This window comes from Bordetella genomosp. 5 (assembly GCF_002261475.1).
GTDB lineage: Bacteria > Pseudomonadota > Gammaproteobacteria > Burkholderiales > Burkholderiaceae_B > Bordetella.
Genome location: NZ_NEVN01000013.1, coordinates 434,894 through 460,938, shown reverse-complemented (window position 1 = coordinate 460,938; position 26,045 = coordinate 434,894). Strand labels below are relative to the sequence as shown.

At 65.9% G+C, this 26,045-nt stretch carries 22 protein-coding genes; 10 read left to right on the top strand and 12 right to left on the bottom strand.

The genetic code is table 11. The features are described 5' to 3' along the window. Positions 1-103 precede the first annotated feature (103 nt). The 7 genes from CEK29_RS23060 to CEK29_RS23030 all read right to left on the bottom strand — a co-directional run bounded on the left by CEK29_RS23060 (position 104) and on the right by CEK29_RS23030 (position 9,547). On the bottom strand, positions 104-1,537 hold the full coding sequence (locus tag CEK29_RS23060; RefSeq protein WP_094859426.1) for an amidase: 1,434 nt from the start codon (positions 1,535-1,537) through the stop codon (positions 104-106). After that, complete coding sequence (locus CEK29_RS23055) at positions 1,530-3,182, bottom strand: ABC transporter ATP-binding protein (RefSeq protein WP_094859425.1); 1,653 nt, start codon at positions 3,180-3,182, stop codon at positions 1,530-1,532. Before CEK29_RS23055 ends, CEK29_RS23060 begins: the two co-directional genes overlap by 8 nt. Then, positions 3,182-4,021 (bottom strand): ABC transporter permease, encoded by an 840-nt coding sequence (locus CEK29_RS23050; RefSeq protein WP_094798111.1) that lies wholly within the window; start codon positions 4,019-4,021, stop codon positions 3,182-3,184. The genes CEK29_RS23055 and CEK29_RS23050 overlap by 1 nt, the downstream gene beginning before the upstream one ends. After that, positions 4,018-4,995, bottom strand: a complete 978-nt coding sequence (locus CEK29_RS23045; protein WP_094798110.1) for an ABC transporter permease — start codon at positions 4,993-4,995, stop codon at positions 4,018-4,020. The genes CEK29_RS23050 and CEK29_RS23045 overlap by 4 nt, the downstream gene beginning before the upstream one ends. Continuing rightward, positions 4,992-6,590, bottom strand: coding sequence for an ABC transporter substrate-binding protein (locus CEK29_RS23040; protein WP_094859424.1), 1,599 nt, complete (start codon positions 6,588-6,590; stop codon positions 4,992-4,994). Before CEK29_RS23040 ends, CEK29_RS23045 begins: the two co-directional genes overlap by 4 nt. A 64-nt stretch (positions 6,591-6,654) precedes the next feature. Continuing rightward, a complete protein-coding gene (locus tag CEK29_RS23035) occupies positions 6,655-7,974 on the bottom strand; it encodes an ArgE/DapE family deacylase (RefSeq protein ID WP_094859423.1) in 1,320 nt (439 codons plus the stop codon). 409 nt (positions 7,975-8,383) lie between these two features. Next, positions 8,384-9,547: an alpha-hydroxy acid oxidase gene (locus CEK29_RS23030; protein ID WP_094798107.1), complete on the bottom strand. Its 1,164-nt coding sequence runs from the start codon at positions 9,545-9,547 to the stop codon at positions 8,384-8,386. A gap of 207 nt (positions 9,548-9,754) precedes the next feature. Here CEK29_RS23030 and CEK29_RS23025 point away from each other — a divergent pair, with 207 nt between their 5' ends. Then, the gene (locus CEK29_RS23025; protein ID WP_094859422.1) at positions 9,755-10,039 is read left to right on the top strand and encodes an acylphosphatase; all 285 of its coding nucleotides are present in this window, start codon (positions 9,755-9,757) and stop codon (positions 10,037-10,039) included. A gap of 97 nt (positions 10,040-10,136) precedes the next feature. On the opposite strand, the gene CEK29_RS23020 is transcribed toward CEK29_RS23025, so the two are convergent. Next, a complete protein-coding gene (locus CEK29_RS23020) occupies positions 10,137-11,126 on the bottom strand; it encodes a Bug family tripartite tricarboxylate transporter substrate binding protein (RefSeq protein ID WP_094859421.1) in 990 nt (329 codons plus the stop codon). Positions 11,127-11,186: 60 nt separating this feature from the next. Further along, the gene (locus CEK29_RS23015; RefSeq protein WP_094859420.1) at positions 11,187-12,608 is read right to left on the bottom strand and encodes an amidase; all 1,422 of its coding nucleotides are present in this window, start codon (positions 12,606-12,608) and stop codon (positions 11,187-11,189) included. Between the two features lie 147 nt (positions 12,609-12,755). Between CEK29_RS23015 and CEK29_RS23010 the strand changes: the two genes are divergently transcribed. The 3 genes from CEK29_RS23010 (at position 12,756) to CEK29_RS23000 (ending at position 15,093) form a co-directional block, all read left to right on the top strand. Beyond that, positions 12,756-13,541 (top strand): IclR family transcriptional regulator, encoded by a 786-nt coding sequence (locus tag CEK29_RS23010; RefSeq protein WP_094859419.1) that lies wholly within the window; start codon positions 12,756-12,758, stop codon positions 13,539-13,541. A 177-nt stretch (positions 13,542-13,718) separates the two neighbouring features. Next, positions 13,719-14,153, top strand: a complete 435-nt coding sequence (locus CEK29_RS23005; protein WP_170948356.1) for a DUF3806 domain-containing protein — start codon at positions 13,719-13,721, stop codon at positions 14,151-14,153. Between the two features lie 301 nt (positions 14,154-14,454). Next, the gene (locus tag CEK29_RS23000; RefSeq protein WP_094798101.1) at positions 14,455-15,093 is read left to right on the top strand and encodes a hypothetical protein; all 639 of its coding nucleotides are present in this window, start codon (positions 14,455-14,457) and stop codon (positions 15,091-15,093) included. A gap of 165 nt (positions 15,094-15,258) precedes the next feature. Here CEK29_RS23000 and gyrB read toward each other — a convergent pair whose 3' ends face one another. The 3 genes from gyrB to dnaA all read right to left on the bottom strand — a co-directional run bounded on the left by gyrB (position 15,259) and on the right by dnaA (position 20,439). Beyond that, on the bottom strand, positions 15,259-17,706 hold the full coding sequence (gyrB, locus tag CEK29_RS22995; RefSeq protein WP_094798096.1) for a DNA topoisomerase (ATP-hydrolyzing) subunit B: 2,448 nt from the start codon (positions 17,704-17,706) through the stop codon (positions 15,259-15,261). 97 nt (positions 17,707-17,803) lie between these two features. Continuing rightward, positions 17,804-18,913 (bottom strand): DNA polymerase III subunit beta, encoded by a 1,110-nt coding sequence (gene dnaN / locus CEK29_RS22990; RefSeq protein ID WP_170948355.1) that lies wholly within the window; start codon positions 18,911-18,913, stop codon positions 17,804-17,806. 2 nt (positions 18,914-18,915) lie between these two features. Then, a complete protein-coding gene (gene dnaA / locus CEK29_RS22985; protein ID WP_094798702.1) occupies positions 18,916-20,439 on the bottom strand; it encodes a chromosomal replication initiator protein DnaA in 1,524 nt (507 codons plus the stop codon). A 504-nt stretch (positions 20,440-20,943) separates the two neighbouring features. Between dnaA and rpmH the strand changes: the two genes are divergently transcribed. The 6 genes from rpmH to CEK29_RS22955 all read left to right on the top strand — a co-directional run bounded on the left by rpmH (position 20,944) and on the right by CEK29_RS22955 (position 26,035). Continuing rightward, positions 20,944-21,078: a 50S ribosomal protein L34 gene (gene rpmH / locus CEK29_RS22980; RefSeq protein ID WP_005017166.1), complete on the top strand. Its 135-nt coding sequence runs from the start codon at positions 20,944-20,946 to the stop codon at positions 21,076-21,078. Between the two features lie 125 nt (positions 21,079-21,203). Further along, positions 21,204-21,590, top strand: coding sequence for a ribonuclease P protein component (locus CEK29_RS22975; RefSeq protein ID WP_094859418.1), 387 nt, complete (start codon positions 21,204-21,206; stop codon positions 21,588-21,590). Beyond that, complete coding sequence (gene yidD / locus CEK29_RS22970) at positions 21,587-21,874, top strand: membrane protein insertion efficiency factor YidD (protein WP_094798093.1); 288 nt, start codon at positions 21,587-21,589, stop codon at positions 21,872-21,874. The genes CEK29_RS22975 and yidD overlap by 4 nt, the downstream gene beginning before the upstream one ends. A 46-nt stretch (positions 21,875-21,920) precedes the next feature. Beyond that, the gene (yidC, locus tag CEK29_RS22965) at positions 21,921-23,627 is read left to right on the top strand and encodes a membrane protein insertase YidC (RefSeq protein WP_094859417.1); all 1,707 of its coding nucleotides are present in this window, start codon (positions 21,921-21,923) and stop codon (positions 23,625-23,627) included. 25 nt (positions 23,628-23,652) lie between these two features. Then, on the top strand, positions 23,653-24,552 hold the full coding sequence (locus CEK29_RS22960) for a LysR family transcriptional regulator (RefSeq protein ID WP_094859416.1): 900 nt from the start codon (positions 23,653-23,655) through the stop codon (positions 24,550-24,552). A 127-nt stretch (positions 24,553-24,679) separates the two neighbouring features. Further along, on the top strand, positions 24,680-26,035 hold the full coding sequence (locus tag CEK29_RS22955) for an MmgE/PrpD family protein (protein ID WP_094859415.1): 1,356 nt from the start codon (positions 24,680-24,682) through the stop codon (positions 26,033-26,035). Positions 26,036-26,045: the final 10 nt, after the last annotated feature.

Sequence of the window (26,045 nt, the reverse complement as noted above, 5' to 3'; positions counted from 1 at the left end):
AGAGGGGCACTAGGGCTAGGCCCCCACGCTGCGCCTTCGGCTTGCTGCCCCCCGAGGGGGCGCGCCCGCCTTGAGGCGGCTCGGCGGCGGGCGGACCCCCACGCTATCCGAAGATCGTCTTGCGGGCGGCCCAGGGGGCTGCCGCTTCGAGCTGGGCCGACAGGCGCAGGACCAGGTCTTCGCGGCCGAAGCGGCCGATGATCTGCGTCGCGACCGGCACGTTGTCGTCGGTCCATGACAGCGGCAGCGTGGCGGCGGGCTGGCCGGACGCGTTGATGGCCGCCAGGAACGTCGCGTAGCGCGAAATCTTGCGCCGGTAGTCCATCAGCGTGCCCACCAGCATCAGCTCGCCCAGACGCTCGGGCAGACGCGTGAGCGCCGGCGTCAGGATCAGGTCCACGCCGTCGAACGCGGATTCCAGCGCGCGGCCCATGGCGTGAAAGCGATTGATCGAGTCGACGTAACGCGCCGCGCTCAGCGTCTTGCCCAACTCATAACCATCGCGCAGCGCGGGCTCGAGATCGTCATCGCGCAGCGCGCGGCCCAAGGCGCCCAGCTTCGTGTCGGTGGCCAGCACGATGTTGGCGGCCAGGATGGTCGCGTGCGCGCCCACGAAGCCCGCGTAGTCGACCTGCGGCGGCGCCGCGTCGATGATCTCGTGACCCAGATCGCGGCACAGGCCGGCCGCGTGCTCGACGGCCGCCAGACTGATCGGATCGATCTCGATATCGTCGAAGGCGGAACGCCACACCGCGATGCGCAGCGGCCGGTCGAAGGGCTGTGCCAGCGCATCCAGATACGAGCCGTCCTTGGGCGGCGCCGCATACGGATTGCCCGCCTGGTAACCGCTGATGGCGTCCATGGCGGCCGCCGTGTCGCGCACGCTGCGGCTGATCACCCCGTCAGCGGCCAGCCCGCCCCAACCCTCGCCGCGCAGCGGGCCCATAGGCACCCGGCCGCGCGTCGGCTTGAGCCCATATACGCCGCAGCAGGCAGCCGGAATGCGGATCGAACCGCCACCGTCACTGCCATGCGCGATCGGCACGATGCCCGCCGCCACGGCGGCTGCGGCGCCGCCGCTGCTGCCGCCCGCCGAGCGCTCGCGATTGCGCGGATTCAGCGTCGGCCCGCCATTGCGCAGCGCCTCGGTCGTGGGCGCCATGCACAGCTCGGGCACGGTCGACCGCGCAAAGGGAAGAAGGCCCGCGGCATCGAAGCGCTCGGTCAGGGTGGCATCGACCGAGTACTGCGTGTCATTGAAGAGGCGCGACCCGATCGACGACGGAAACCGGCGCGACGCCAGACCCGAGTCCTTCAGCAGGAAGGGCAGGCCGCGAAACACACCGCGCGGCTGCCAGTCGCGTGCCAGCGCACGTGATTCGTCGTAGCGCTCGTAGCAGATGGCGTTGAGCTCCGCGCCGCGTGTCTGCGCCAGCGTGATGGCGCACTCCAGCAATTCGGCCGGCGTCACCTCGCCCTGGTCGAGCAGACGCGCCAGCGCCAGGCCATCGTGTGATTCGTACTCATTGCTATGCATACTCTGGACTCCCGGCCATCGCGGCCTGCGTGACAGGCGCGCCCGACGCGTCGAACACCGGTTTGGACCAATCCTGGCCGGGAATCGACGCGATCAGACGACGCGTGTAATCGTGCTGCGGTTGATAGAAGATGTCCTGCGCGCGGTTGAGCTCGACGAGCTCGCCCTGCCGCATCACCGCGATGCGGTCGCAGATCTGCGCGGCCACGCGCAGGTCATGGGTGATGAACAGCACCGACAGATCGAGCTGGTCGCTGATGCGGGCCAGCAGGGCCAGCACCTGCGCCTGGATCGACACGTCCAGGGCCGATACCGCCTCGTCGGCCACCAGCAGGCGCGGCTTGAGAGCGAGCGCGCGTGCGATGCCGATACGCTGGCGCTGACCGCCCGAGAACTGATGCGGGAAGCGATCGCCGGCGTCTCCGCCGAGCCCCACGAGCTCGAGCAGTTCGCGCGCCTGCTTCATTGCGCTGCGGCGATCCTCGCCGTAGGCGATCGGCCCCTGCGAGATCGCGTCCGCGATGCGGTGGCGTGGGTTGAGCGACGCGTACGGATCCTGGAACACCATCTGAATCTGGCGACGAAACGGCCGGAACCCCTTGGCCGAGAGACCGACGAGCTCGGTGCCGTCCATCTTCACGCTGCCGCCGTCCGGGTGGATCAGACCGATCAGAGTGCGGCCCAGGGTGGACTTGCCCGACCCCGACTCTCCGACCAGCCCGAGCGTCTCGCCCTGGTGGATCGTGAGGCTGATGTCCTTGAGCGCGGCGACCTTGCGCTGACCGTCGCCGAAGGTTTTGCGCAGGCGCTCCACCACCATCAGGGGTGCGGCCGCCGGCACCTCCGCCTTGCCGTCGGGCTTGTGCGGCACCGCCTCGATGAGCTGCCGCGTGTAGGGATGCTGCGGCCGGTTCAGAATTTCCTCGGCCGTGCCGGACTCCACCACTTCACCCTTGCGCATCACCACGATGCGATCGGCGATCTCGGCCACCACACCGAAGTCGTGCGTGATGAAGATCACGCCAATGCCCATGCGACGCTGGATGTCCTTGATCAGCGTGAGGATCTGCGCCTGCGTGGTCACGTCCAGCGCGGTGGTGGGCTCGTCGGCGATCAGCACGTCGGGTTCGAGCGCCAGCGCCATGGCGATCACCACGCGTTGTCGCTGCCCGCCCGACAACTGAAACGGATAGGCCTCGTAGATCATCTCCGGGTCGGGCAGCAGGACATCGCGAAACAGCTCCAGCACGCGGGCGCGACGCTGCGCGGGCTTCATGTCGGTGTGACGCTCCAGCACTTCGTCGACCTGGCGGCCGACGCGCATGATGGGATTGAGCGCCGTCATGGGCTCCTGAAACACCATGCCGAAGGACTTTCCGCGCAGCGTGTACCACTCGTGCGGCGCCAGGCCGACCAGGTCGCGGTCGCGATAGCGGATGTGGCCGCCCGTGACCGACAGCTGATCCGGCGGCAGCAGGCCCATGACCGCATGCGCCGTGACCGACTTGCCCGAACCCGACTCGCCCACCACGCACAGCACTTCGTTGCTATCGAGCGTATAGCTGACGCCGCGCACGACTTGCGCGTCGGGCCCGGCGTGCGCGACCGACACGCACAGGCCGCTGATTTCAAGGATGGCCGCCATCAGGTGCTCCTTTTGCGGGCAAGCTTCGGATTGAGCGCGTCGTTGAGCGCCTCGCCGATGAGATTGAGCGCCAGCACGGTGACAAGGATCGCCACCCCCGGAAAGACGCTCATCCACCAGGCATCGCGCAAGACCGTGCGCGAGGCGCCGATGATGTAGCCCCACGTCATGGAGTTGGGGTCGCCCAGGCCGAGAAAGCTCAGCGCCGATTCCAGCAGGATGGCGCTCGCGATCATCAGCGATCCCGACACGATCACGGGCGACAGGCTGTTGGGCAGGATCTGCGTGAGGATGATGCGCAGGTTCGACTGACCGCTCAGGACCGCGGCCTGCACGAATTCGCGATTCTTCAGGCTCATGAACTCCGCCCGCACCAGCCGCGCCAAGGGCGGCCACGACACCACCGCGATGGCGAAGATCACCGTGCCCATGCTGGGCGTCAGGATGGCGACCAGCACCACGGCCAGGAAGAAGCTCGGGATCGTCTGGAACAACTCGATGAAGCCCACCACGGCCTGGTCGACCTTGCCGCCGTAAAAGCCGGCCGCCGCGCCCATGCTGATGCCGAAGAGGATCGACACGGCGGTCGACACGCCCGCGAGCAACAGGGTCACGCGGGCGCCATAGGCGATGCCGCTCGCGATGTCGCGGCCCAGCATGTCGGTGCCGAGCGGCGCGTCTTCGGAGAGGGGCGGCATGAAGGGACCGTTGGCGATGTCCCAGGGGCTGCCCGGGAACACCATGCCGGCCACGAGCGCCATCAGGCAGACCGCGGCCAGCACCACCAGGCCGATGAGGCCGCCCTTGTTGCGGCAGAAGGAGGCGAAGAAGGAGGTCATTTCAACTCAATCCGAGGATCGGCCACCGTGTACAGGATATCGGTCACCAGGTTGACGATCACCACGATCAGCGAGGCCACGAAGAAGACGCCGAGCAGGATGCTGTAGTCGCGTTGCAGCAGGGCATCGAAGGCCAGGCGGCCAATGCCGGGCCAGGCGAACACCGTTTCGACCAGCAGCGCACCGCCGATCAGCCCGCCTGCCTGGATCCCGGCATAGGTGATGACCGGCAAGAGCGCATTGCGCAGCACATGCCGCGTGATCACCGTGCGTTCCGAGAGGCCTTTGGCGCGCGCCGTCTTTACGAAATCGAGTTGGCTGACCTCCAGGATCGAAGCACGCGTCAGGCGCGTGTACACCGCCATGTAGAACATGCCCAGCGTGAGCGCGGGCAACAGCAGATGCTTCGCGATGTCGAAAAATCGCGCCAGCCCGGTGAGGTTGGCGCCGACCGTCTCGAAGCCGAAGGCGGGCAGCCATTCGAGATGCACCGAGAAGATCAGCACCAGCATCAGCCCGACCCAGAACAGCGGTGTGGCGTACGCCAGCATCGACAGCACGGTGATCGCCGTGTCGCCCCACTTGCCCACCCGCAGCGCCGCCTGAGTACCCAGGCTGACCCCGGCCAGCACCGCGAACGCAAACGCCGTGAGCGTGAGCGCCAGCGTGGCGGGCAAGTGCTCCATGATCAACGCGGACACCGAGGTCTGCTGCCGGTACGAGTAGCCGAGATCGAACGTCGCGACGTTCTTCAGATACTCGCCCAGCTGCACCACCATGGGTTTGTCCAGGCCGAAGTCCTTGCGCAGCTGCTCGATGAACTGCGCGTCGGCCGCGCCGGACTGGCCGGCCAGGATCTCGGCCGGATCGCCCGGTGCCGCGCGAACGAGGAAGAAGTTGAACAGGGCGATGGCCAGCAGCACGAGGATGCTCTTGACCACCCGCCGGCCGAGGAACGCGCCGATCTTCTTCATTGCTTGGACAGCCAGGCATCCGCATACGTGTCCACCGCGCCCAGGCCGGTCGTGATGGCGTTATGCACACGCTTGTTCAGGAAGGTCGTGTAGTTGGTGTCGGCGATCCACACCACCGGCACGTCCTCCACCAGGATCTGCTGCACCTCGGTGTAGAGCTTCTGACGCTCTTCGTCCGTAGGCGCGACCGCGGCCTTGTTGAACAGCTCGTCGACCTTGGGATTGTTGTATTGCGAGGTGTTGGTGAACATCAGACCTTTCTTGATGTTCGAAGCCAGATAGGTGCGCGCCACGCCGATCGCGGGGTCGCCGTACTGGAACACGCCATTGAGGCCCATGTCGTAATCCCAGTTACCCACTCGGGTGGTCCAGCCGCCGACGTCCGTATTCTCGATATTCACCGCGATGCCGATCTTGGACAGATTCTGCTTGATGTACTCGGCCAGCCGGCGATGCATTTCGCCGTAGGGCAGCGGGATCAGCCCGATGGTTGCGCGCACCCCCTTGCCGTCGGGCTTGAGGCCCATCTCGTCGAGCAGCGCGGCCGCCTTCTTGGGATCGTAGGGATACTTCTTGACGTTGGGGTCGTAGAAGCGCGTCTTGTGATGAATCGGACCCGTCGCAAGCGTGGACGATCCGAACATGATCTTGTCCACGATGAACTGGCGATCGATGCCGTACATCAGGGCCTGGCGGAACCGCTTGTCGTCGAACGGCTTGCGGCCCTGATTGAGTTCGATCCAGTTCAACGTCGACCAGTATTCATAGCCGGCGCGCACGGCATTGACGTGCGGCAGCTTGGCGAGGCGCTGCAGATCGAATGGCTCGATGTCGTTGAGCCAGGCCTGCATCACGGTGCCTTGCTCGATCGCCAAGCGGCGCGACGCGGCGTCGGGAATCACGCGATACGTGATGCCGTCCAGGTAGGGCCGGCCTTCCTTCCAGTACTTCTCGTTCTTCACGAGCTCGATGTACGAGCCGCGCTGCCATTGCTTGAACTTGAAGGGCCCGGTGCCGATGGGCGCGTTGTTGTGCGGGTTCTGCGTGAGCTCTCCGGTCGAGTACAGATGCTTGGGCAGAATGGCGCCGCCACCAATGTCGAACGAATACAGGAACGCCGAATAGGGCGATTTGAGCTTGAACACCACGGTGTCCTTGTCGGGCGCCGTAATGTCTTCGATGAAGCTCATGAGCGTGCGCGTACGCGGCGTCTTCGACAGGATCTCTTTGTACGAGAACACCACGTCTTCCGAACTGAAAGGCTTGCCGTCATGCCAGGTCACGTTCGGCTGCAGATGGAAGGTGTAGGTCAGCTTGTCGGCCGACACATCCCACGACTTCGCCAGGCTCGGCATCGGCTCGAGCTTGCTCGAATAGGTGAGCAGGCTTTCGTAGATCTTGCCCGCCACCAGCTGCGTGACGGCGACCTGCTGGATCGCCACGTTGAGGTTGGGCGGCTCGGGGCTGAGGATGGCAGTGAGCACGCCGCCGTACTGCGGCTGCTCGTCGGCAGCCATGGCGGCGGGCGCGAGCGTCAGGACGGCAGCGGCGACGGCGCCCTGCAACAGGGCACGGCGAACGGAATCGAAGGTCATGTCGGATCTCTCGGTGGGTCGTGCCGGGCGTGCACGGCGCCCGGCAGGGGAAGGCGGACGCGTATCAGGCCTGGGCGGGCTCGACCCCGCACCAGTCGTGCAGGAACAGCGCGAGCGCACTGGCAACGCGAATCATGCTGTCGATCGACACACGCTCATCGAAGCCGTGCACACTCTCGGCGATCGGGCCGTAGCAGGTGACGGGCACGTCCATCAACATGCGGAAGTGACGACCATCCGTGGTGCCCGTGATGGCCTGGCGCTTGGGCGCTTCGCCGGTCACGCGCCTGTGCGCATCGGCCAGCAGCTGCATCGGCGCCACGTCGAGGTCGTACTCGCAGCCGGGCGCATGAAAGCCCTCGAAGCGGATCGAGACCTTGATGTCCGGCTCGTTGAACGCCGCGACGGTCGCATCGATGCGTTCCGTGGCGATGCGCTTGGCCTCTTCGATCGTCATGTCGGGATAGCACGCAAGGCGCAGGCCGAGCGTGCACACGCTGGGCACCGATGAGTTCCAGTCGCCCGCGTGAATCTGGCCGAGATTGAAGTTGATCGGATGGGCGTGCTCGCGATAGGCAGGATGGCGATTCCGGGGCTCGTTCCATTCGGCTTCGAGTGCCTTGACGGCATCGACGATGCGCAACGCGGCGTCCACCGGGTTGACGCCGGTGTTCATGTAGGCCGCATGGGCAGGCTTGCCCTTTACGTCGACGTACATCCAGAACACGCCCAGCTGCGCGGCCATCATTTTTTCCTGCAGCGGCTCGGGGATGATCACGGCGTCGAAGGCCGTCAGCTTGGCCGCGCCGATCGCGCTCTGCAGCGCGCTGACGGAGGCGAGCGTACCGTTGCCGGTGTTTTCTTCTTCGAGCACGCCGTTGAAGCCGACCGCGCCGGCGGGTTGCAGGCCCAGCGTCTGCAAGGCCTTGAACGCCGCGAGCGCGCACACGATGCCTGCCTTCATGTCGCCCGCGCCGCGGCCGTAGAGCCATCCGTCGCGCACCTCGCCCGAGAAGGGCGGCATGGTCCACATTTCATGGGGTCCGGTGGGCACGACATCTAGGTGCCCATTGAACAGCACCGAACGGCCACCCGCGCTGCGCGGCTCGTGACGCGCGAGCACGTTGTAGCGGCCACCATCCGGGCAGCATGCCGGCGAGTACAGCGGCAGGCTCTTGAGTTGTTCGTCGCGCAGGTAGATGCGTTCGGACGGCAAGCCCAGTTCGGCCAGTTCGCGCTCCATGAACTCGGCGGCCGAGATCTCCTGGCCCAGCAGACTGTCGCATTGCACCATGCCCTGCAGCGTGGTGATCATGTAATCGCGCAGACCGGAAACGGCCTCCTGGATCTGTTCGATTTCCAGCGTCTCGATGCGGCCACTCATGACAATCTCCGGGGCGATGACAAAGTAGTCCGGAGTCTGCATCCAAACTGGACCCGCTGATAGTTCCAGTTTTTTCGCGACGGAAGGTGCCACTCGCCAAAACCCCTTATTTCAAGGGTTATCCCCAGCCAGGGATTACCCTGGACGTGCGCATGTTGCGCCGCGTCTCGCGCGCGGGCGTGCGCGCTAGCGCGTGCGCGCGCAGGTAGTTGCGCGCGCACGCATATATACGCGTACGCGCGCGTACTTGATTTGCAGGCCGTCGGTAGCACGCAAAAATGAGATGATTGTGCATGCAACTATATGCAACGCCTGTGCAGCTGCGCCCGCGGAAACGAACACGGCCCCGACAAGGTCGGGGCCGTGATAGCCGTGCGATGAATCCCGGACGAACGTCCGGAGACCTGGCTCAGGTGGGATAGGTGCCGGGCACCAGGATGCTCTGGTCGACCTGCGAGATGTTCTTGCGCCCGCACAGCGCCATCGTCACGTCCATTTCCTTGTACAGAATCTCGAGCGCGCGCGTGACGCCGGCCTGGCCGTAGGCGCCCAGGCCATACAGGAAGGCGCGGCCGATCATCGTGCCGCGGGCGCCCAGCGCCACCGACTTGAGAATGTCCTGTCCGCCCCGGATACCGCCGTCGAGCCAGACCTCGATGCGCGACCCCGCGGCCTGCACGATGGAGGGCAGCACCGCGATCGACGACAAGGCGCCGTCGAGCTGACGCCCGCCGTGGTTGCTGACGATGAGCGCATCGGCGCCGCTCTGAGCCGCCAGCTCGGCGTCTTCGGGGTCGAGGATGCCCTTGAGGATGATCTTGCCGCCCCAGCGGTCCTTGATCCACTTCACGTCGTCCCAGCTCAGGCGGGGATCGAACTGCTCGGCGGTCCAGGAAGACAGCGAGGAGAGGTCGCTCACGCCCTTGGCGTGGCCCACGATGTTGCCGAACGTGCGGCGCTTGGTGCCCAGCATGCTCATGCACCAGCGCGGCTTAGTCGCCAGATTGATCAGGTTGCGCAGCGTCGGCTTGGGCGGCGTCGACAGGCCGTTCTTGATGTCTTTGTGGCGCTGACCCAGGATCTGGAGATCGAGCGTGAGCACCAGCGCCGAGCAGCCGGCCGCCTTGGCGCGGTCGATCAGGTTGCCGCAGAACTCGCGGTCGCGCATCACGTAGAGCTGGAACCAGAACGGCTTGCCGGTCGCCTGCGCCACGTCTTCGATCGAGCAGATGCTCATGGTGGACAGCGTGAACGGCACGCCGAAGTCGGCGGCCGCCTGCGCGGCGAGGATCTCGCCGTCGGCATGCTGCATGCCGGTCAGGCCCGTGGGCGCGATCGCCATCGGCATGACGGTGTCGATGCCCGCCATGGTGGTGCGCAGCGAGCGGCCTTCCATATCGACCGCCACGCGCTGGCGCAGTTTGATCTTTTGAAAGTCTTCCTGGTTGGCGCGGTACGTGCCTTCGGTCCAGGCGCCTGAATCGGCATAGTCGTAGAACATGCGGGGCACGCGCTTTTGCGCAATCACCCGCAGGTCTTCGATGCAAGTGATCTTGGAGAGATCTTGGCTCATTGGAATGGTCGGGAAGAGTCGCGGTGGATGCGACCGGCGTAGCACGCCGCGCGTGGGACGCCCCGCGTGGCGCGCCGGCAGGCGCCGGGGCGGGGCTCAGTATACGCCCGGCTCCGGCGCGCCGCGCCCGGGCCGGGCCATAATGCGTCGATAATGTTTGGATGCGGCGCAACATGCGCGCCGCCGGATTACGAAGGAAGCCATCACATGCAAGACGCCCACATCGAGACCCTCCACATCATCGTCCGGGGCAAGGTGCAGGGCGTGGGTTATCGCCACGCCACGGTGCGCCGTGCCCATCTCGTCGGTGCCACCGGCTGGGTCCAGAACATGGAAGACGGCACGGTCGAAGCGCTGATTCAGGGCACGCCCGATCAGGTCGATCAGATGCTCGAATGGCTGCGCCGCGGCCCGCCCGCCGCCGTCGTGACCGACATCGAAACGCGCCGCGACGACACCGAAAAGCGCTTCCGCCATTTCGCGCAGCATTGAAGGGTGACGGGCGGCGCGCCGCCCGTCACCATCCGTGCGCCGCTAGCCGCGCGCCACTAGCCGCGCGCCACTAGCCGTGCGCCCCTAACCGTGCAACTCAATCCACCTTGACGCCGGCGGCCTTGATGACGGCGGCGTTGCGCTCGAGCTCCTGCTCGACCCGCGCCCGGAAGGCCTTGCTGTCGGCATAGAACGGATCGAAGCCGAGCTCGCGCATCTTTTCGAGCATCTGGGGATCGGCGAGCATCTCGCGCACCTGCACGCTGAGCTTGTCGACCACCGGCTGCGGCGTGCCGCTCGGCGCCGCGATGCCGTACCAGGTGATGAAGTCGTAGCCCGCCACGCCCGACTCGTTCACGGTGGGCACATCGGGCACCAGCGCCGAGCGTGCCGCGCTGGTCAGGGCGACCGCGCGCACCTTGCCCGCGCGCATCTGCGGCAGGGCCGCGACCAGCGTGTCGATGGACAGCGGGATCTGGTTGCCGATCAGGTCGGTCATGGCCGGCGCGCTGCCGCGGTACGGCACATGCAGCAGCTTGGCGCCGCTGCGCTGGGCCAGGTACTCGCCGGCCAGGTGCGGCGTGGACGCCGTACCGAAGGAGCCGAAGCTCAGGGGGTCGTTCTTGGACTTGGTCACCAGATCGTTCACGGTGGCCAGACCGCTCTGCGTATTGGTCAGAATCACGAACGGCGCGCTGCCGGCAATCGCGACGTACTCGTAGCTCTTGATCGGGTCATAGCCCAGGTTGGGATAGAGCAGCGAGTTGGTCGTGAACGTGGGCGCGCCGGTGATCATCAAGGTGTAGCCATCGGGCGCGGCACGGGCCACCGCGGCGGCGCCGATGCCGGTGTTGGCCCCGGGGCGATTCTCCACCACCACGCTCTGACCCAGGCGCTCGCCCAGCTTGGCCGCGAACAGGCGCGCCAGCACGTCGGTCGAGCCGCCCGGCGGGAACGGCACGACGAGCGTGACGGGCTTGGTAGGCCAGCTCTGGGCGGGCGCGGCTTGTGCCGCGGCGATGCCCGGCAGGGCCAGAAGGCCCGCGAGGCCGAGACCGGCCAGACGTTGTAGAGACTTGCGCAACATGAACTGCTTCCCCTGTGTGTGGACGCCGATCCGGCATCCTGTGTCGTAATGGAGTGATCCTCAGGCGGCGGGATGCCGCGGCGCCTGCCGCCAGCACTGCGTGGCCTGTTCGAAGGCGTGCGCCAGACGCAGCACGCCAAGCTCGTCGCGATAACGGCCCACGATCTGGATGCCGACCGGCAGCCCCTCGGCCGTGAAGCCGCAGGGCACGGATATCGCCGGATGGCCGGTGAGCGACAGGTAATAGCCCGAGCGCATCCAGTCGATGTAGTTATTCATCGCCGTGCCGTCGATCTCGCGTACGTACTCTTCGTCGGCAGGGAAGGGCGCGACCTGGCTGACCGGGCCGATCAGAAAGTCGTGATCCTGCATGAACGCATGCATGCGCGCGAAGAGGGCGCCACGGTCGCGTTCAGCCTGCGCCAGCGCGGCGCCCGTCTGGTTGAGACCGAGCTCGGTGTTCCAGATCACCGTGTCCTTCATGCGGGCGCGCTCGCGCACGAGCGTGTCGCCCTGGGTCACCGCGAACGCGAGACCACGCAAGGCGTGGAACGACGCATCCGCGCCACGGAAGTCCGGGCAGGCCTCGCTGACGTGGCAGCCGAGCGTGTCGAACACAGATAGTTGCGCCTGCAACGCCTGCACCACGCGCGGCTCGGTCGGCAGGCCGCCCCAGGTCGGCGCGTAGGCGATCCGCGTGCCGGTGAAATCGTGATCCAGCGCGGCCAGGAAACGGGCGGGGTCCTGCTCGATGGAAAGCGGATCGCGCGCATCCGGGCCCGCCAGCGCGGCGAGCATCAACGCGGCGTCGGCCACCGTGCGGGCCATCGGACCGGCGACGGTGAGCGTGTTGTAGATCGCCGAGCCCGGCACCTGCGGGACGCGCCCGGGCGAGGGCCGCAACCCCACCACATTGCAGAAGCTCGCGGGATTGCGCAGCGATCCGCCCATATCGGTGCCGTCGGCGAGCGGCAGCATGCGGCAGGCCAGCGCGGCGGCCGCGCCGCCGCTGCTGCCCCCGGCCGTGAGGCGCGGATCGTAGGGATTGCGGGTCGCGCCGAAGAGCGGATTGAAGGTTTGCGAGCCCGCGCCGAACTCGGGCATGTTGGTCTTGCCGAGCGTGATCGCGCCGGCCTGCTGCTGACGGCTCACCACCAGGCTCGACTGCGCCGGCACGAAGGTCTCGTACACAGGCGAGCCCCAGGTGGTGCGCATGCCGGCGGTGAGAAAGCAGTCTTTGTGAGCCACGGGCAAGCCGTGCAGCAGGCCACGCGTCTCGCCGCGCGCCTGGGCTTCGTCGCAGGCCAGCGCACGCGCGCGGGCGCTATCGGCGTCCAGCGTGATGATGGCGTTCACCACGGGGTTCCAATGGGCGATCGCCTCCAGGTGCGCATCCACCAGCTCGCGCGCACTCAAGTGCCCGGCTTCGATCTCGGCGCGCATCTGTACGGCGCTCAGGCCACACACGGTTTCCCAACTCATGGTTTGTCCTCGGTATCAGACGGAGTCATTGTGCGAAGTATTGCATTACAATACTTCGTACTGAATTCAAGGTTTTTATACGCCCACGCCGCCCCCGCCCGCAATCCGGGTAAACACGGCGCCGGGTCACTCGCCGCCTCGCCCACCATGACCCAGCCCGATCTCGCGTCCCCCGAATCCAGCGATCCGCTCTATGTGGCGTCGCTGGGCAAGGCCATGCGCGTGCTCGAGGCGTTTCGTCAGGCGCGCGAGTCACTCAGCCTGACCGAGCTCGTGCAGATCACCGGCCTCGGCAAAAGCGCGGTGCAGCGCTTCACCCACTCGTGGGAACGCCTCGGCTATCTCGAAAAAGATCCGCGCACGCGCCGCTACGGGCTCGGCCCGCGGGTCGTGGAACTGAGCTATTTCTTTTTGCGCAGCGACCCCCTGGTCTCGCGCGCCGCGCCGCATCTGGTCGCGCTGCGTGAGCGCTGCGGACTGGCCGTGAACATGAGCGTGCTCGACGGCATGGACATGATCTATCTGCTGCGCTTGCCGAGCCGCCAGCTCACGCTGGCCGAAATGCTGCCGGGCCGCCGCATGCCGGCCTGGAGCAACAGCGCCGGCCGCATGCTGCTGACGCCGCTCGACGACATCGCGCTCGATCATTACTTCAGCCGCGCCGAGATCACCGCCTACACCGGCCGCACCGAGACCGACCCCGGCAAGCTGGCGGCGGAGGTGCGACTGGCGCGCAGCCAGGGTTATGCCCTCACGCACGATCAGGTCCTGCTCAATCAGGTGGGCGCGGCGGTGTTGCTGCGCGACGATCTGCGCAGGCCCGTGGCCGCGCTCAACATCACCGCGGCGGCCGACGAGTTCCCGCCCGAGCGGCTGGTCCGCGAGATCGTGCCGCAGTTGCTGAAGACCGCCTACGCAATCTCGGGCACCTGACGCGGCGCCCCGTCAGGCGGGGCTTGCCACCACCTGCCAGACGGCCAGGGCGAGCGGAAGCGCCCATTGATCCGCGCGATGAGGGCCGTGTTGCGCATCGCGGAGGGCGGGCCCGGCGCCACCCGGATCCGTCTCGCACGTTTGGCCCCCCATCCCGCATCGCTTATGCTGGGGGGCATGCAGCCCAATATCGAAGCCCTCACGCCCGACGAACAACGCGTGCTCGACGAGCAGTTCGCCCACGCCGACGAACTCGTGCAGTCGCTCACCGGCAAGCCGCTCGACGGCACGCTGAGCGACCTGGTGCGCCTGCAACGCCTGCTCGACACCAAGACCATCGAGCCCGAAGCCGAGTACACCCTCACGTCGCTGGGCGTCGCCTTCGGCCGCGTCCTTACGCGCAACCATCCCGACTATCAGTGGTGGATCACCGAAGACGAATACGGCCGCGATCCCGTCGTGCGCTACAAGGAAACCTCGCTCCTCGTCTTCCCCAGCATCATGCTGCTCAAACGCGTCGAGTCCCGCTCCGAATTCACCGTGCCGGGCCTCTACGAAGAAATGCTCGCCCAACTCGAAGACCTGCGGCTGCAGTATTACGCGGACGCGTGAACCGCATCGCGCCCACCCCTCGCACAAGACCAGACCATTCCTAGATCCTTGCCCGCGCTGCCCAGGTTACAAACACCTCGGCACCGGGCAAACACTCGCGCGCCTAATTGCTGGCAACCGGCGCGGTATCTTCCGCGACCGTGGCGGCAATGCTCATGAGATGCAAGGGCAGTGAGCACTAAACATCCCCTCACCACGTCATCAATTCAGTGGAGGTGCACGTGATCAAGACGCAGGGCTGGTACATCAAGTTCTACTTCCTGGACGCCGATCCCGACACCGTATTCATCAGCGTGCATCAATGAAAGCTCGAGCGACTCAGAACAGCCGACTCTACGTCGAAGGCGATAAAAGCAAGGCGATATGCGCTCATTGCAAAGAGATCGTGGTCACGACATTCCGGCGCCGCGACGTCCCATTCAGTGATGGCAATGGCTGCGCCCGCGATATTTTGGTATCGACTTGCGATCGCTGCGACAGCGTGGTCGCCATTCCCGCCCAGTCCACGCCTGCAATCCGAGAGGCGCGCAGCAAAGCTACGCGCCCGCTGGAGGCCAACCTGCCTGCCGTTTACATCGACATGCTGGATCTCGCCGCTTACTCCGTCGATGCAAACAGCACCACTGACTTTCGCAAAACGCTCCTGACGCTCTATCTGCATCGCTTCGCCTGCGGCGAATATCCCAAGGAGGCGTTGGTGGCCGCGCACGAAGTCCTTAAAACGCAATACGAGGAACGTCGCGGCGCCGCACGGCGCAGGCTGTCGATGAAGGTCACACCGGTCATTGCTAGCGACGTGCAGACCTTGATCGACGAGACCGCGCTGTCTCAAACCGAACTGCTCAAATCCGTCATCTATCGAATTCAGAGCGATGTGCTGGGGGGAAAGAAGCCCAGGCTCGTGCGCGAATTGAGCACACTCTCCGCCATCTCCGCGTGACGACGGCAGCGCCGGTCGGCCCCTGAAAAAGAGAGGCAATGCAAAAACGACAAGGGCGCGGTACGAGACCGCGCCCTTGTCGTTTCCATGATGCACCACAGGCAGGAAGGCGCTCGGGAGATGCCCGGCGAATGATCGCCGGGCGGGCGGCGAGCCGCCCTCACATCACGCGTCGATATTCCCCGCCGACAGCGCATGCGTCTCGATGAAGTTGCGGCGCGGTTCGACGTCGTCGCCCATCAGCGTGGTGAAGACCTCGTCGGCCGCGATGGCGTCTTCGATCTGCACGCGCAGCAGGCGGCGCACCTTGGGATCCATGGTGGTTTCCCAGAGCTGCTCGGGGTTCATTTCGCCCAGACCCTTGTAGCGCTGCTTGGACAGGCCGCGTTCGGCTTCGGTGCGCAGCCACTGCATGGCTTCGCGGAAGTCGGACACGAACTGTTCCTTGCGCTTGTCGCCTTCACCGCGGGCGATGATGGCGCCGGCGCCGATCAGGCCCAGGAAGGTCTTGGCCGAACGTGCGAGCACGGCGTAATCAGCGCCGCCCACGAAGTCGGCGTCGATGATGCTCACGCGCACGTTGCCGTGATGCATGCGCTGGATCGACAGGCGGTGTTTCTCGGCGGCTTCGTCGAACTCGGGCACGACCTTCACGCCGTTGCCGACGGCCGCGTCCTTGAGCGCTTCTTCGAGGCGTGCGGCCGATTGGGCGGTGCTGTCGGCGTCGTCGAGATTGATCTCCACGCCTTCGGCCATCGCCGACAGGGCGGCCACGTCGAACACGCGCGACAGACGCGAGATCACCGCGTCGGCCAGCACGTACTGGCGAGCCAGTTCGCCCAGGGCCTCGCCGTTGATCGGCGTGGCGCCTTGCGAGGGCGTGAGCTCGGCGTCTTTCAGTGCGAGCTGCAACATGAAGGTCGCTTCTTCGGCGTCATCCTTCAGGTAGCGCTCTTCGCGGCCGACCTTGACCTTGTAGAGCGGCGGCTGCGCGATGTAGATGTGGCCGCGCGTGACCAGCTCGGGCATCTGGCGATACAGCAGCGTGAGCAGCAGCGTACGGATGTGCGCGCCGTCGACGTCCGCGTCGGTCATGATGATGAGTCGGTGATAGCGCAGCTTGTCGATGTTGAAATCCGGACCGATGCTGGTGCCCAGCGCGGTGATCAGCGTGGCGATCTGCTCGCTCGCGATCAGGCGGTCGAAACGCGCCTTCTCGACGTTCAGCACCTTACCGCGCAGCGGCAGGATGGCCTGGAACTTGCGATCGCGGCCTTGCTTGGCCGAGCCGCCTGCCGAGTCACCCTCCACGATGTACAGCTCGCACAGCGCCGGATCTTTTTCCTGGCAGTCGGCCAGCTTGCCCGGCAGGCCCGCGCCTTCGAGCACGCTCTTGCGGCGGGTCATTTCGCGCGCCTTGCGGGCGGCTTCGCGGGCACGGGCGGCCTCGACGATCTTGCCGCACAGCGCCTTGGCGTCGTTGGGATTCTCGAGCAGCCAGCTCTCGAGCGAGCGCGCCACGGCGTCTTCGACGGCCGGACGCACTTCGGACGACACCAGCTTGTCTTTGGTCTGGCTGCTGAACTTGGGCTCGGGCACCTTGACCGACAGCACGCAGGCCAGGCCTTCGCGCATGTCGTCGCCGGTGGTCTCGACCTTGGCCTTCTTGGCCAGCTCGTTGTCGCCGATGTACTTGTTGATCACGCGCGTCATGGCGGCGCGCAGACCCGTCAGGTGGGTACCGCCGTCGCGTTGCGGGATGTTGTTGGTGAAGCACAGCACGCTTTCGCTGTAGCTATCGTTCCATTGCATCGCCACTTCGACGCCCACGGGCACGCCGCCCGCCGACGATTCGGTGGCCACGGCGAACACGTTGCCGTGCAGCGTGGTCTTGGTGCGGTTGATGTACTCGACAAAGCCGCGCACGCCACCCGAGAACGCGAAATTCTCTTCTTTGCCCTGGCGCTGGTCGATCAGGCGGATCTTCACGCCATTGTTCAGGAACGACAGCTCGCGCAGACGCTTCGAGAGGATCTCGTAGTGGTACTCGATGTTGTTGAAGATGATCGGGTCGGCCAGGAAGCGCACTTCGGTGCCGCGCTTGTCGGTCGTGCCGGTCACGGCCAGGGGCGCCACGCGCTCGCCCTGACGGAACTCCATCTGGTGCACTTCGCCGTTGCGGCGGATGGTCAGGCGCAGCCATTCGGACAGCGCGTTGACGCAGGACACGCCCACGCCGTGCAGACCGCCCGACACCTTGTACGAGTTCTGGTCGAACTTGCCGCCGGCGTGCAGCTCGGTCATGACGATTTCGGCGGCGCTGCGGCCGAACTCGTCATCCTTGTGGATGTCGGTCGGGATGCCGCGGCCGTTGTCCGTAACCGAGATCGAGTTGTCGGTATGGATGGTGACGACGATGTCGTCGCAGTAGCCGGCGAGGGCTTCGTCAATGGCGTTGTCGACGACCTCGAACACCATGTGATGCAGGCCGGTGCCATCGGACGTGTCGCCGATGTACATGCCGGGCCGTTTGCGCACGGCCTCCAGCCCCTTGAGCATCTTGATCGAATCAGCGCCGTAGCCGCTGCCGGGAGTGGTGTTTTGATCTGACATAGTCTGTGTTCGATAACGCTATAAAGTACGACCTCGCGGCCAGAACCACGGGCGGGCACGAAGCCCGCCGGCGGCACTTACCCATCCGGTGTGCGGATCAGATCCGCATGGGCATGACGACGTACTTGAACTGGTCGTCGTCGGGCAGGGTGATGAGCGCCGATGCGTTGGCATCGGGCATCACCGACCACTGCACGTTCTCAACCTTGACGTTGGCCAGCACGTCGAGCAGATAGCTGACGTTGAAGCCGACGTCCAGGGCCTCGTAACCGTAGTCGATGTCGATCTCTTCCTGCGCCTCTTCCTGCTCGGCGTTGGACGAGGAGATCTTCATGACGTTCTGACCGAGCTGCAGGCGCACGCCCTTGAACTTGTCGGTGGTCAGAATGGCGGCACGTTGCAGGCTGCCCTGCAGGGCCTCGCGGCTGACGTTGAACTGGCGCGTGTAGTTCGTGGGAATCACACGCGAGAAATCGGGGAACTTGCCTTCGACGAGCTTGGAGACGAGCTCCACATCGCCGAAGCGGAAACGGATCTGGCCCGGCGCGACGTCGAGCGACACCGGCTCGTCGGAGTCTTCGAGCAGGCGCTGCATCTCGAGCACGGTCTTGCGCGGCACGATCACTTCGTGGCGCTCGGCGATGCCGTCAGCCTCGGTGGCGCAATGCGCCAGGCGGTGACCATCGGTGGCGACGGCCCGCACGCGGCCCGGTTCGAACACCAGCAGCATGCCGTTGAGGTAGTAGCGGATGTCCTGCTGGGCCATGGCGAAGTGCACCATGTTGAACAGGTGGCGCAGCGTGCGCTGCGGCATGGTCAGCGAGACGTCCCATTGCTCGGGCTGAGCCACGGTGGGGAACTCGCTGGCGGCCAGCGTCTGCAGCGCGAAGCGGCTCTTGGCGGATTGCACCGACAGCTTGTTGCTGGCGAGCGCGAGCTTGACCTCGCCCGTGTCGGGCAGGGCCTTCAGGATGTCGAGCAGCTTGCGCGCGGCAACCGTGGTGGATTCGTTGTCCTGCCCCACACCAAAATCGGCATGCGTCGTGATCTGGACTTCGAGGTCGGTGGCAATGAACGCGACCTTGTTGCCCTCTTTGCGCATCAGGATGTTCGCCAGGATGGGCAGGGTATGGCGTCGTTCGACGATGCCCGCCACAGTCGACAGCGGTTTCAGCAATGCATCGCGTGTGGTTTGTACGAGTTGCATGTTCATCCTTTTAGAGTTTGTTCCAACACGTGCAGGGTATGGTTAAGCTCGGCTTGCTTGGCGCGGGCGTCGGAGATCTTGCGCACGGCGTGCAGCACCGTGGTGTGATCCCGGCCCCCGAACAAGTCCCCGATCTCGGGCAGGCTTTTTTGCGTCAACTCCTTGGCCAGGTACATGGCAACCTGGCGCGGCAGGGCGATATTGGCGGGCCGGCGTTTCGAATACATGTCGGCCACCTTGATCTTGTAGAAATCCGCTACCGTCTTCTGGATGTTCTCGACCGTGATCTGGCCATTCGATACCGACAGCAGGTCCTTCAGGGCTTCCTTGCAGACATCGACATTGAGCACGTCGCGGCCATGGAAACGCGCATAGGCCAGGACCTTGCGCAGGGCGCCTTCGAGCTCGCGCACATTGCTGCGCAGATGCTTGGCAATGAAGAACGCCACTTCTTCGGGCATGGGCACGCCCTCGGACTCGGCCTTGCGCAACAGGATCGCCACCCGCATCTCGAGCTCGGGCGGCTCGATCGCGACCGTCAGACCCGAATCGAAGCGCGAGATCAGACGGCTGTCGATCCCGGCGAGCTCCTTCGGGTAGGTGTCGCTCGTGATGATGATCTGCTTGCGCTGCGCCACCATCGCTTCGAACGCATAGAAGAACTCTTCCTGCGTGCGGTTCTTGCCGGAGAAGAACTGGATATCGTCGATCAGCAACAGATCGAGCGAGTGGTAGTAGCGCTTGAAATCGTCGAACGCCTTGCGCTGGTACGCCTTGACCACATCGGACACGTATTGGTCGGCATGCACGTAGCGCACACGCACGCCGGTGCCGGCCGCCACCATCGCATTGCCGATGGCGTGGATGAGGTGAGTCTTGCCCAGGCCGACGCCGCCGTACAGAAACAGCGGGTTGTACGAGATGCCGGGGTTCTCGGCCACCTGCAGCGCCGCGGCGCGTGCGAGCTGGTTGGCCTTACCGGTCACGAAGTTCTCGAACGTGAGGTCGGTGTTCAGGCGCGAACGCTCGTACACGATGTTGGCCGCATCGGCGGCCGCCGGCGCGCCAGGCGCGTGCATCGCGGGCGCGGCAGGCGCACCCGGCGAGAACGGCGGCGACGGGATGGCCATGTGGGCCGCCTCGTTGTGCGCCGCATTGGCCGTGGCTGCCGCCGCGAGCGCGGTCACGGCGGCGACCGCCGACTGCGGCGCGGGCGCGGCCGAAGGCGCCGGCGGCGCAACCGGAGCGCGGGGCGTGATGGGCATGCGTGGAGTGGCGCTGTGGCTGGGCAACTCGAACAACACCTGGACCGGACGCTTGAACCATTCGGTTGCAAGCGCCTCGATCTGATGTGAAAAGTTCTTGCGGACCCAATCGAGTTTGAAACGATTGGGGGCAGCCACGCGCAGCACCGCCTGCGCTTCGTCAAAGGCAAGCGGGACCAGCGGTCTGATCCACGCGCTGATTTGTTGGGGGGGGAGTTCCTGCTCAAGACGACTGACGCAGGTCTGCCAGAATTCTTTCATGTCGCTCTTGTTCAAACCTCGATTCTACCCTTTCTGGGCATGGGTTATCCACAGGCCCCCGTCCGCGGCCCTGCGCGCAGCCGTCCTAACTGTTTGACAAGGAACGGAAAACTTGCTGAAATGGTGGGCTTTTCCGAATTCTGTCTGTCAGAAGGTTCTTTGGAATCAGGCGATGGGTGTCCTCGACATCCATGTGCGACGCCGAATGTGACGCCAGCGTAAGCCAAGTGCCGCCCCCGAGCTTCTCGGGAAGGTACGTCGGATACTCCTGGGACTGCCACGGCAAGTATGTCGCCACGCCACGCAGGATGACCTGCACGATCTCTCCCTAGCCGCATTAAGCCTATTGTTGCTTTAGGGTTTTGTCGTCGAGTTGTCCACCCCGAGCCCCGTCCGGCCCGTGCTCTCGCATGTGGATATCCGGATACCCGCCCGGGAGCGGATTCGCTGAACCCGTCGGGCAGGGTCTCCCCTTCTGACTTTTGTTCTTTTTGTGGACTGTCCATGAAACGCACCTACCAACCTTCCGTTACCCGTCGCAAGCGTACCCACGGCTTTCGCCTGCGCATGAAGACTCGTGCCGGCCGCGCCATCCTGAACGCTCGCCGCGCCAAGGGCCGCAAGCGTCTGGCCGTCTAAGTCCGGTTTCCCGGACTTGCACCACGTTGCCCGGAATCACACGGCCTGGCAGGCCCACGCAAGCCAGCGCCATTGTTTCACCCGTAGTACCTGCTGATTCCCGGCAACAGGCCAAGCTGTCTGCCATGTCGCGCGCCACGCTTCCCGCGGAGGCGCGCTTGCATCGCCCCTCCGAGTTTGCCGCAGCCCTAAAAGGCCGCCGGTTGGCCCGAGGGGCGATGTTCATTGTGAGCGCCGCTCCCGCCGGTCAGGCCAGCGCACCCCAAGACGGTGCGCCGGTTTCCTGTGCCCGGCTGGGCCTGGTGATCGCCAAGCGCTTCGCCGCGCTGGCCGTCACCCGCAACGCGCTCAAGCGGGTCATCCGCGAGTCGTTCCGGCATCAGCGCCTGGCGCTGCCGCCGCAAGACTACGTGGTCCGGCTCCACAGAAAGGTCAGTCCCACGACGCTGACCCAACTGAAATTGGCCGCTCGCGCCGAAGTAGACGCTCACTTCGGGCGGATACGGCGATGATGCGGGCTCTGCTGATCGCGCCGATCCGGTTTTACCGGTTTTTTCTGAGCCCCTGGATCGGCCGGCAGTGCCGTTTTACGCCGACCTGCTCGGCCTACGCCATCGAAGCCATTGAACGTCATGGCCCGGGCCGTGGTCTATGGTTGGCCGTGCGTCGTATCGGCCGCTGCCATCCCTGGACGGCGGGCGGATACGATCCGGTTCCCCCTGGCTCGGATTCATCCAGCTCGGGTCCGACCGGCCAACCCTGCTGTACGCATCACCACCGCACCGGACACGATTGACGCTAAACTGCCGGGCTTTGCTGCCCGCATTCACTCCCCAGGCACCATGGATATCCGACGAACCGTCCTCTGGATGATTTTCTCCTTCTCGCTGTTGCTCCTCTGGAACAACTGGCAAGTCCATAGCGGCAAGCCGTCGCTGTTTGGCAATGCCCCGGCGAGCGAACAGCAGGCCAAGCCCGCCGACACCCCGGCGGCCAACGGCTCGGTTCCGAATGCCGCGGCCCCCGCCGCCTCGGTGCCGGCCGCGACCGGCGCCGCCGCGCCGACCTCGGTGCCCGGCAGCAACACCCCGGCCGCCGTGCGCGCCGAGCAGGTGGTGGTGTCGTCCGACGTGCTGCGCATGACCTTCGATCCGGTCGGCGCCCAGCTCGTGCGTGCCGAACTGCTCAAGTACCCGACCAGCACCGACGATCCCAAGCCGATGGTGCTGCTCGATCGCTCGCCCGCGCTCACCTACGTGGCCCAGACGGGCGTCGTGGGCGCGCCGGCCGGCGAATCGTTCCCGACCCACCTGACGCCGTTCCGCCTCACCTCCACGGACCGTGAGCTGAAGGATGGCCAGGACACCCTGGTGGTGCGCTTCGAAGGCGAATCGGGTGGCGTGCGCGTCATCAAGACCTACACGCTCAACCGCGGCAGCTACGACGTCAAGGTGCGCCACGAGCTCGCCAACATCGGTCAGGCGCCGATCACGCCGTCCGTGTATCTGCAGCTCGAGCGCGATGGCAACGATCCCGCCGGCACGTCGAGCTTCTATCACACGTTCACCGGCGTCGCGGTCTACTCCGAACAGGAGAAGTTCCAGAAGATCACCTTCGGCGACATCGAAAAGAGCAAGGCGCGTTACGTCAAACAGGCCGACAACGGCTGGATCGGCGTGGTGCAGCATTACTTCGCGACCGCCTGGGTGCCGCAACAAGGCAAGCAGCGCACCAACGACCTGCTGCAACTGCAGCCGGGCCTGTACGCCGCCCGCACGATCGAGCCGGTCGGCCAGATCGCCCCGGGCGCGACGGCTGCCGTCGATGCGCAACTGTGGGTCGGTCCGCAAGACCAGAAGGCCATGGAAGCCGTGGCCCCCGGCCTGGAGCTGGTGGTCGACTACGGTTGGCTCACCATCATCGCCAAGCCCTTGTTCGCGCTGATGACCTGGCTGCACAGCCTGCTGGGCAACTGGGGCTGGACCATCGTGGCCCTCACGATGATCATTAAGGCCGTGTTCTTCCCGCTCGCCTCGAAGAGCTACGCCTCGATGGCCCGCATGAAGCAGGTCGCTCCCCGTCTGCAGGCCCTGAAAGAGAAGTACGGCGACGATCGCCAGAAGCTCAACCAGGCCATGATGGAGATGTACCGCACCGAAAAGATCAATCCGCTGGGCGGCTGCCTGCCCATGGTGGTGCAGATCCCGGTGTTCATCGCGCTGTACTGGGTGCTGCTGGCCAGCGTCGAGATGCGCGGCGCCCCCTGGATTCTGTGGGTGCAGGATCTGTCCGTGCGTGATCCGTACTTCATCCTGCCCGCCATCATGATGGCCACGATGTTCCTGCAGATCAAACTCAACCCGACGCCGCCGGACCCCATCCAGGCCAAGGTGATGATGGTCATGCCGCTCGTCTTCGGCGGGATGATGTTCTTCTTCCCGGCCGGTCTGGTGCTGTACTGGTGCGTGAACAACGCGCTGTCGATCGCTCAGCAGTGGGCCATCACGCGCCGTCTGGAACGTCAGACCGCGTCGGCGGCCAACAGCTGATGACGGGCGCGGGCGGGGCTGGCTCATGAAAAAGCTGGACCTGCCCGCGCTTGAGATTTTCGTCGCTGCCATCGAGGAAAAAAGCCTCTCCCGCGCGGCACAACGCGAAAATCTCGTCACCTCGGCGGCCAGCAAACGCGTCGCCGAACTCGAACGCCATCTCGACCGCACCCTGCTGGTGCGCCACGGTCGCGGCGTCGAGCCCACCCCGGCGGGCATGCTGCTTTATCAGCGTGCCAAGGCCATCCTCAAAAGCGTGCAGCTCGCCGAACAGGCCATCGACCAGTATTCGGCCGAAGGTCAGGCGCGCATCCGGCTCGCCGCCAATCCCTCCACCAGTCTGCAGTTCCTGCCGTCCATCATGGGCCGGTTTCTGGCCGCGCGTCCGCAGGTCAGCGTGGACCTGATCGAGGCGCACAGCTTCGATATCGCCCGCCTGGTGGCCGAGAGCACGGTGGATATCGGCATCTATCATGCGGTGCACCCCGTGCCCGGCGTGGCGTCGTTTCCGTTCCGGCGCGACCGCGTCGGGCTCGTGGTGCCGGTCGGCCATGCGCTCGCGCAGCGCGGCGAGCTCTACCTCGAAGAAGCGCTCGATTACGACCTGCTGGGATACTTTCCGCGCCATTCTCTCGACCAGTTCCTGGCTTACGCCGGCCAGTCGCTCTCGCGTCCGCCCACCGTGCGCATGCAGGTGGCCAATTTCGAGACCCGCTGCCGCATGATCCGCGAGGGGCTGGGCGTGGGCGTCGTGCCCGAACGCATTGCCGCCAACTACCTCGGCAGCATGGGGCTCGTGCTGCTGCGCCTGAAAGACGCCTGGGCCGAACGCCAGTTCTACACCTGCGTGCGCGACATCGGCAGCCTCAACGCCGCCGCCGCCGACCTGCTCGATACCCTGATGGCGCCGCCCGACGCGGGCTGACGCCGTTGCGGCAAGGGCCCGGCCAGAACGACACGAACGCTGGCTTTCCTTTTTTTCAATCCTCGGCCCCCACGGCTTGCGTAGATTGGAATCTCGAGGCGGCACTCCGACCGCCACGGGAGACACCATGCTGTTGGACACGCTGGCCGACTACGGCGCGCATGACGCGCGCGCCCCCCTGGCCCCGGACGTCATGCACCACGCCAAACGGGCCGTGCTCGATTGGCTGGCGGCGCTGTACCCGGGTACCCGCACCGCACCCTGCGCGCAGCTCCTGGCGGCCCACCGCGACGAACTCGGCCTGGGCGCGAGCAGCCTGCCCGGTTGCGGCACCACCGCCTTGCCGGCGACGGCCGCCTGGATCAATGGCAGCGTGTCGCACGCCGTCGAGTTCGACGACATCTTCCGCGATGCGGTCTATCACCCCGGCTGCCCGACGATCTCCGCCGCGTTGGCGCTGGCCGAAGCGCGTCAGGCCGACGGCCTCGCGCTGCTGCGCGCCGTCGTGGCCGGCTACGAGATATCCACACGGATCGGCGCCGCGATGCAGCCGGCGCATTACCGCTACTTTCACACCACCGGCACGGTGGGCAGCCTGGGCGCGGCCGCGGCGGGGGCCGCCATGCTCGCGCCCGGATCGGCCGATGTGATGCGTCATGCCATCGCCACCGCCGCCACGCTGGCGGCCGGTCTGCAGCAGGCGTTTCGCTCGGACGCCATGAGCAAGGCGCTGCACGCCGGCAATGCGGCCAACGTGGGCGTGCGCGCCGCACTGGGCGCCGCGAACGGCATCACCGGGGTTCCCGACATCCTCGAGGGCGAGGTGGGATTCGGCGCGGCGCTGGCCGGTCAGGTCGAGTGGCAGCGCGCCACCGAAGGCCTGGGCCAGGTCTACAACATCACGCGCATCACCCAGAAAAACCATGGTTGCTGCGGCCATACCTTTGCCGCCATCGACGCGGCGCTCGCGCTGCGCGCGCAGGGCGCGCTGCCGGACGAGATCGAGCACATCGACGTGCGCAGCTATCGCACGGCCATCGACGTGACGGGCAACGACAAGCCGGTGACGGCATTCGAGGCCAAGTTCAGCCTGGCTTATGTGGTCAGCCACGCGTTGCTGCACGGCTCGGTGCGCCTGTCCGCGTTCGATGAAGCGCGCCTGCACGACCCGGCGTTGCGCGCGCTCATGCGCCGCCTCACGCTGCGCGAGGATCCGGCGCTGACGGCGGGGTTTCCGCGGCAACGTGCCGCCCACGTCGAGATCACGCTCAAGAACGGCCGCACGCTGTGCCACGAGGCGCCGTATCGCAAGGGCGATCCCGAGTCGCCGCTGTCGGATGCGGAACTCGACGACAAGTTCGCCGAGCTTGCCGGCCCCGTGCTCGGCAGCGCCCGCATGCTGGCCCTGCGCGACGCCATCTGGCGGCTCGACACCTTGAGCGTGGCCGACCTTCGGCTCGCCGCCGACCCCGCCACCGTCTGAGGACACGCGC

Coding starts and splice junctions, on each gene's coding strand:
- CEK29_RS23040 (WP_094859424.1), bottom strand. CDS start 6,590: ATGACCTTCGATTCCGTTCGCCGTGCCCTGTTGCAGGGCGCCGTCGCC.
- CEK29_RS23050 (WP_094798111.1), bottom strand. CDS start 4,021: ATGACCTCCTTCTTCGCCTCCTTCTGCCGCAACAAGGGCGGCCTCATC.
- CEK29_RS23000 (WP_094798101.1), top strand. CDS start 14,455: ATGAAAGCTCGAGCGACTCAGAACAGCCGACTCTACGTCGAAGGCGAT.
- rpmH (WP_005017166.1), top strand. CDS start 20,944: ATGAAACGCACCTACCAACCTTCCGTTACCCGTCGCAAGCGTACCCAC.
- CEK29_RS23005 (WP_170948356.1), top strand. CDS start 13,719: ATGCAGCCCAATATCGAAGCCCTCACGCCCGACGAACAACGCGTGCTC.
- CEK29_RS23025 (WP_094859422.1), top strand. CDS start 9,755: ATGCAAGACGCCCACATCGAGACCCTCCACATCATCGTCCGGGGCAAG.
- dnaN (WP_170948355.1), bottom strand. CDS start 18,913: ATGCAACTCGTACAAACCACACGCGATGCATTGCTGAAACCGCTGTCG.
- CEK29_RS22975 (WP_094859418.1), top strand. CDS start 21,204: ATGTCGCGCGCCACGCTTCCCGCGGAGGCGCGCTTGCATCGCCCCTCC.
- yidD (WP_094798093.1), top strand. CDS start 21,587: ATGATGCGGGCTCTGCTGATCGCGCCGATCCGGTTTTACCGGTTTTTT.
- yidC (WP_094859417.1), top strand. CDS start 21,921: ATGGATATCCGACGAACCGTCCTCTGGATGATTTTCTCCTTCTCGCTG.
- CEK29_RS23060 (WP_094859426.1), bottom strand. CDS start 1,537: ATGCATAGCAATGAGTACGAATCACACGATGGCCTGGCGCTGGCGCGT.
- CEK29_RS22960 (WP_094859416.1), top strand. CDS start 23,653: ATGAAAAAGCTGGACCTGCCCGCGCTTGAGATTTTCGTCGCTGCCATC.
- CEK29_RS23015 (WP_094859420.1), bottom strand. CDS start 12,608: ATGAGTTGGGAAACCGTGTGTGGCCTGAGCGCCGTACAGATGCGCGCC.
- CEK29_RS23055 (WP_094859425.1), bottom strand. CDS start 3,182: ATGGCGGCCATCCTTGAAATCAGCGGCCTGTGCGTGTCGGTCGCGCAC.
- CEK29_RS23030 (WP_094798107.1), bottom strand. CDS start 9,547: ATGAGCCAAGATCTCTCCAAGATCACTTGCATCGAAGACCTGCGGGTG.
- CEK29_RS23020 (WP_094859421.1), bottom strand. CDS start 11,126: ATGTTGCGCAAGTCTCTACAACGTCTGGCCGGTCTCGGCCTCGCGGGC.
- CEK29_RS23035 (WP_094859423.1), bottom strand. CDS start 7,974: ATGAGTGGCCGCATCGAGACGCTGGAAATCGAACAGATCCAGGAGGCC.
- dnaA (WP_094798702.1), bottom strand. CDS start 20,439: ATGAAAGAATTCTGGCAGACCTGCGTCAGTCGTCTTGAGCAGGAACTC.
- CEK29_RS23045 (WP_094798110.1), bottom strand. CDS start 4,995: ATGAAGAAGATCGGCGCGTTCCTCGGCCGGCGGGTGGTCAAGAGCATC.
- CEK29_RS23010 (WP_094859419.1), top strand. CDS start 12,756: ATGACCCAGCCCGATCTCGCGTCCCCCGAATCCAGCGATCCGCTCTAT.
- CEK29_RS22955 (WP_094859415.1), top strand. CDS start 24,680: ATGCTGTTGGACACGCTGGCCGACTACGGCGCGCATGACGCGCGCGCC.
- gyrB (WP_094798096.1), bottom strand. CDS start 17,706: ATGTCAGATCAAAACACCACTCCCGGCAGCGGCTACGGCGCTGATTCG.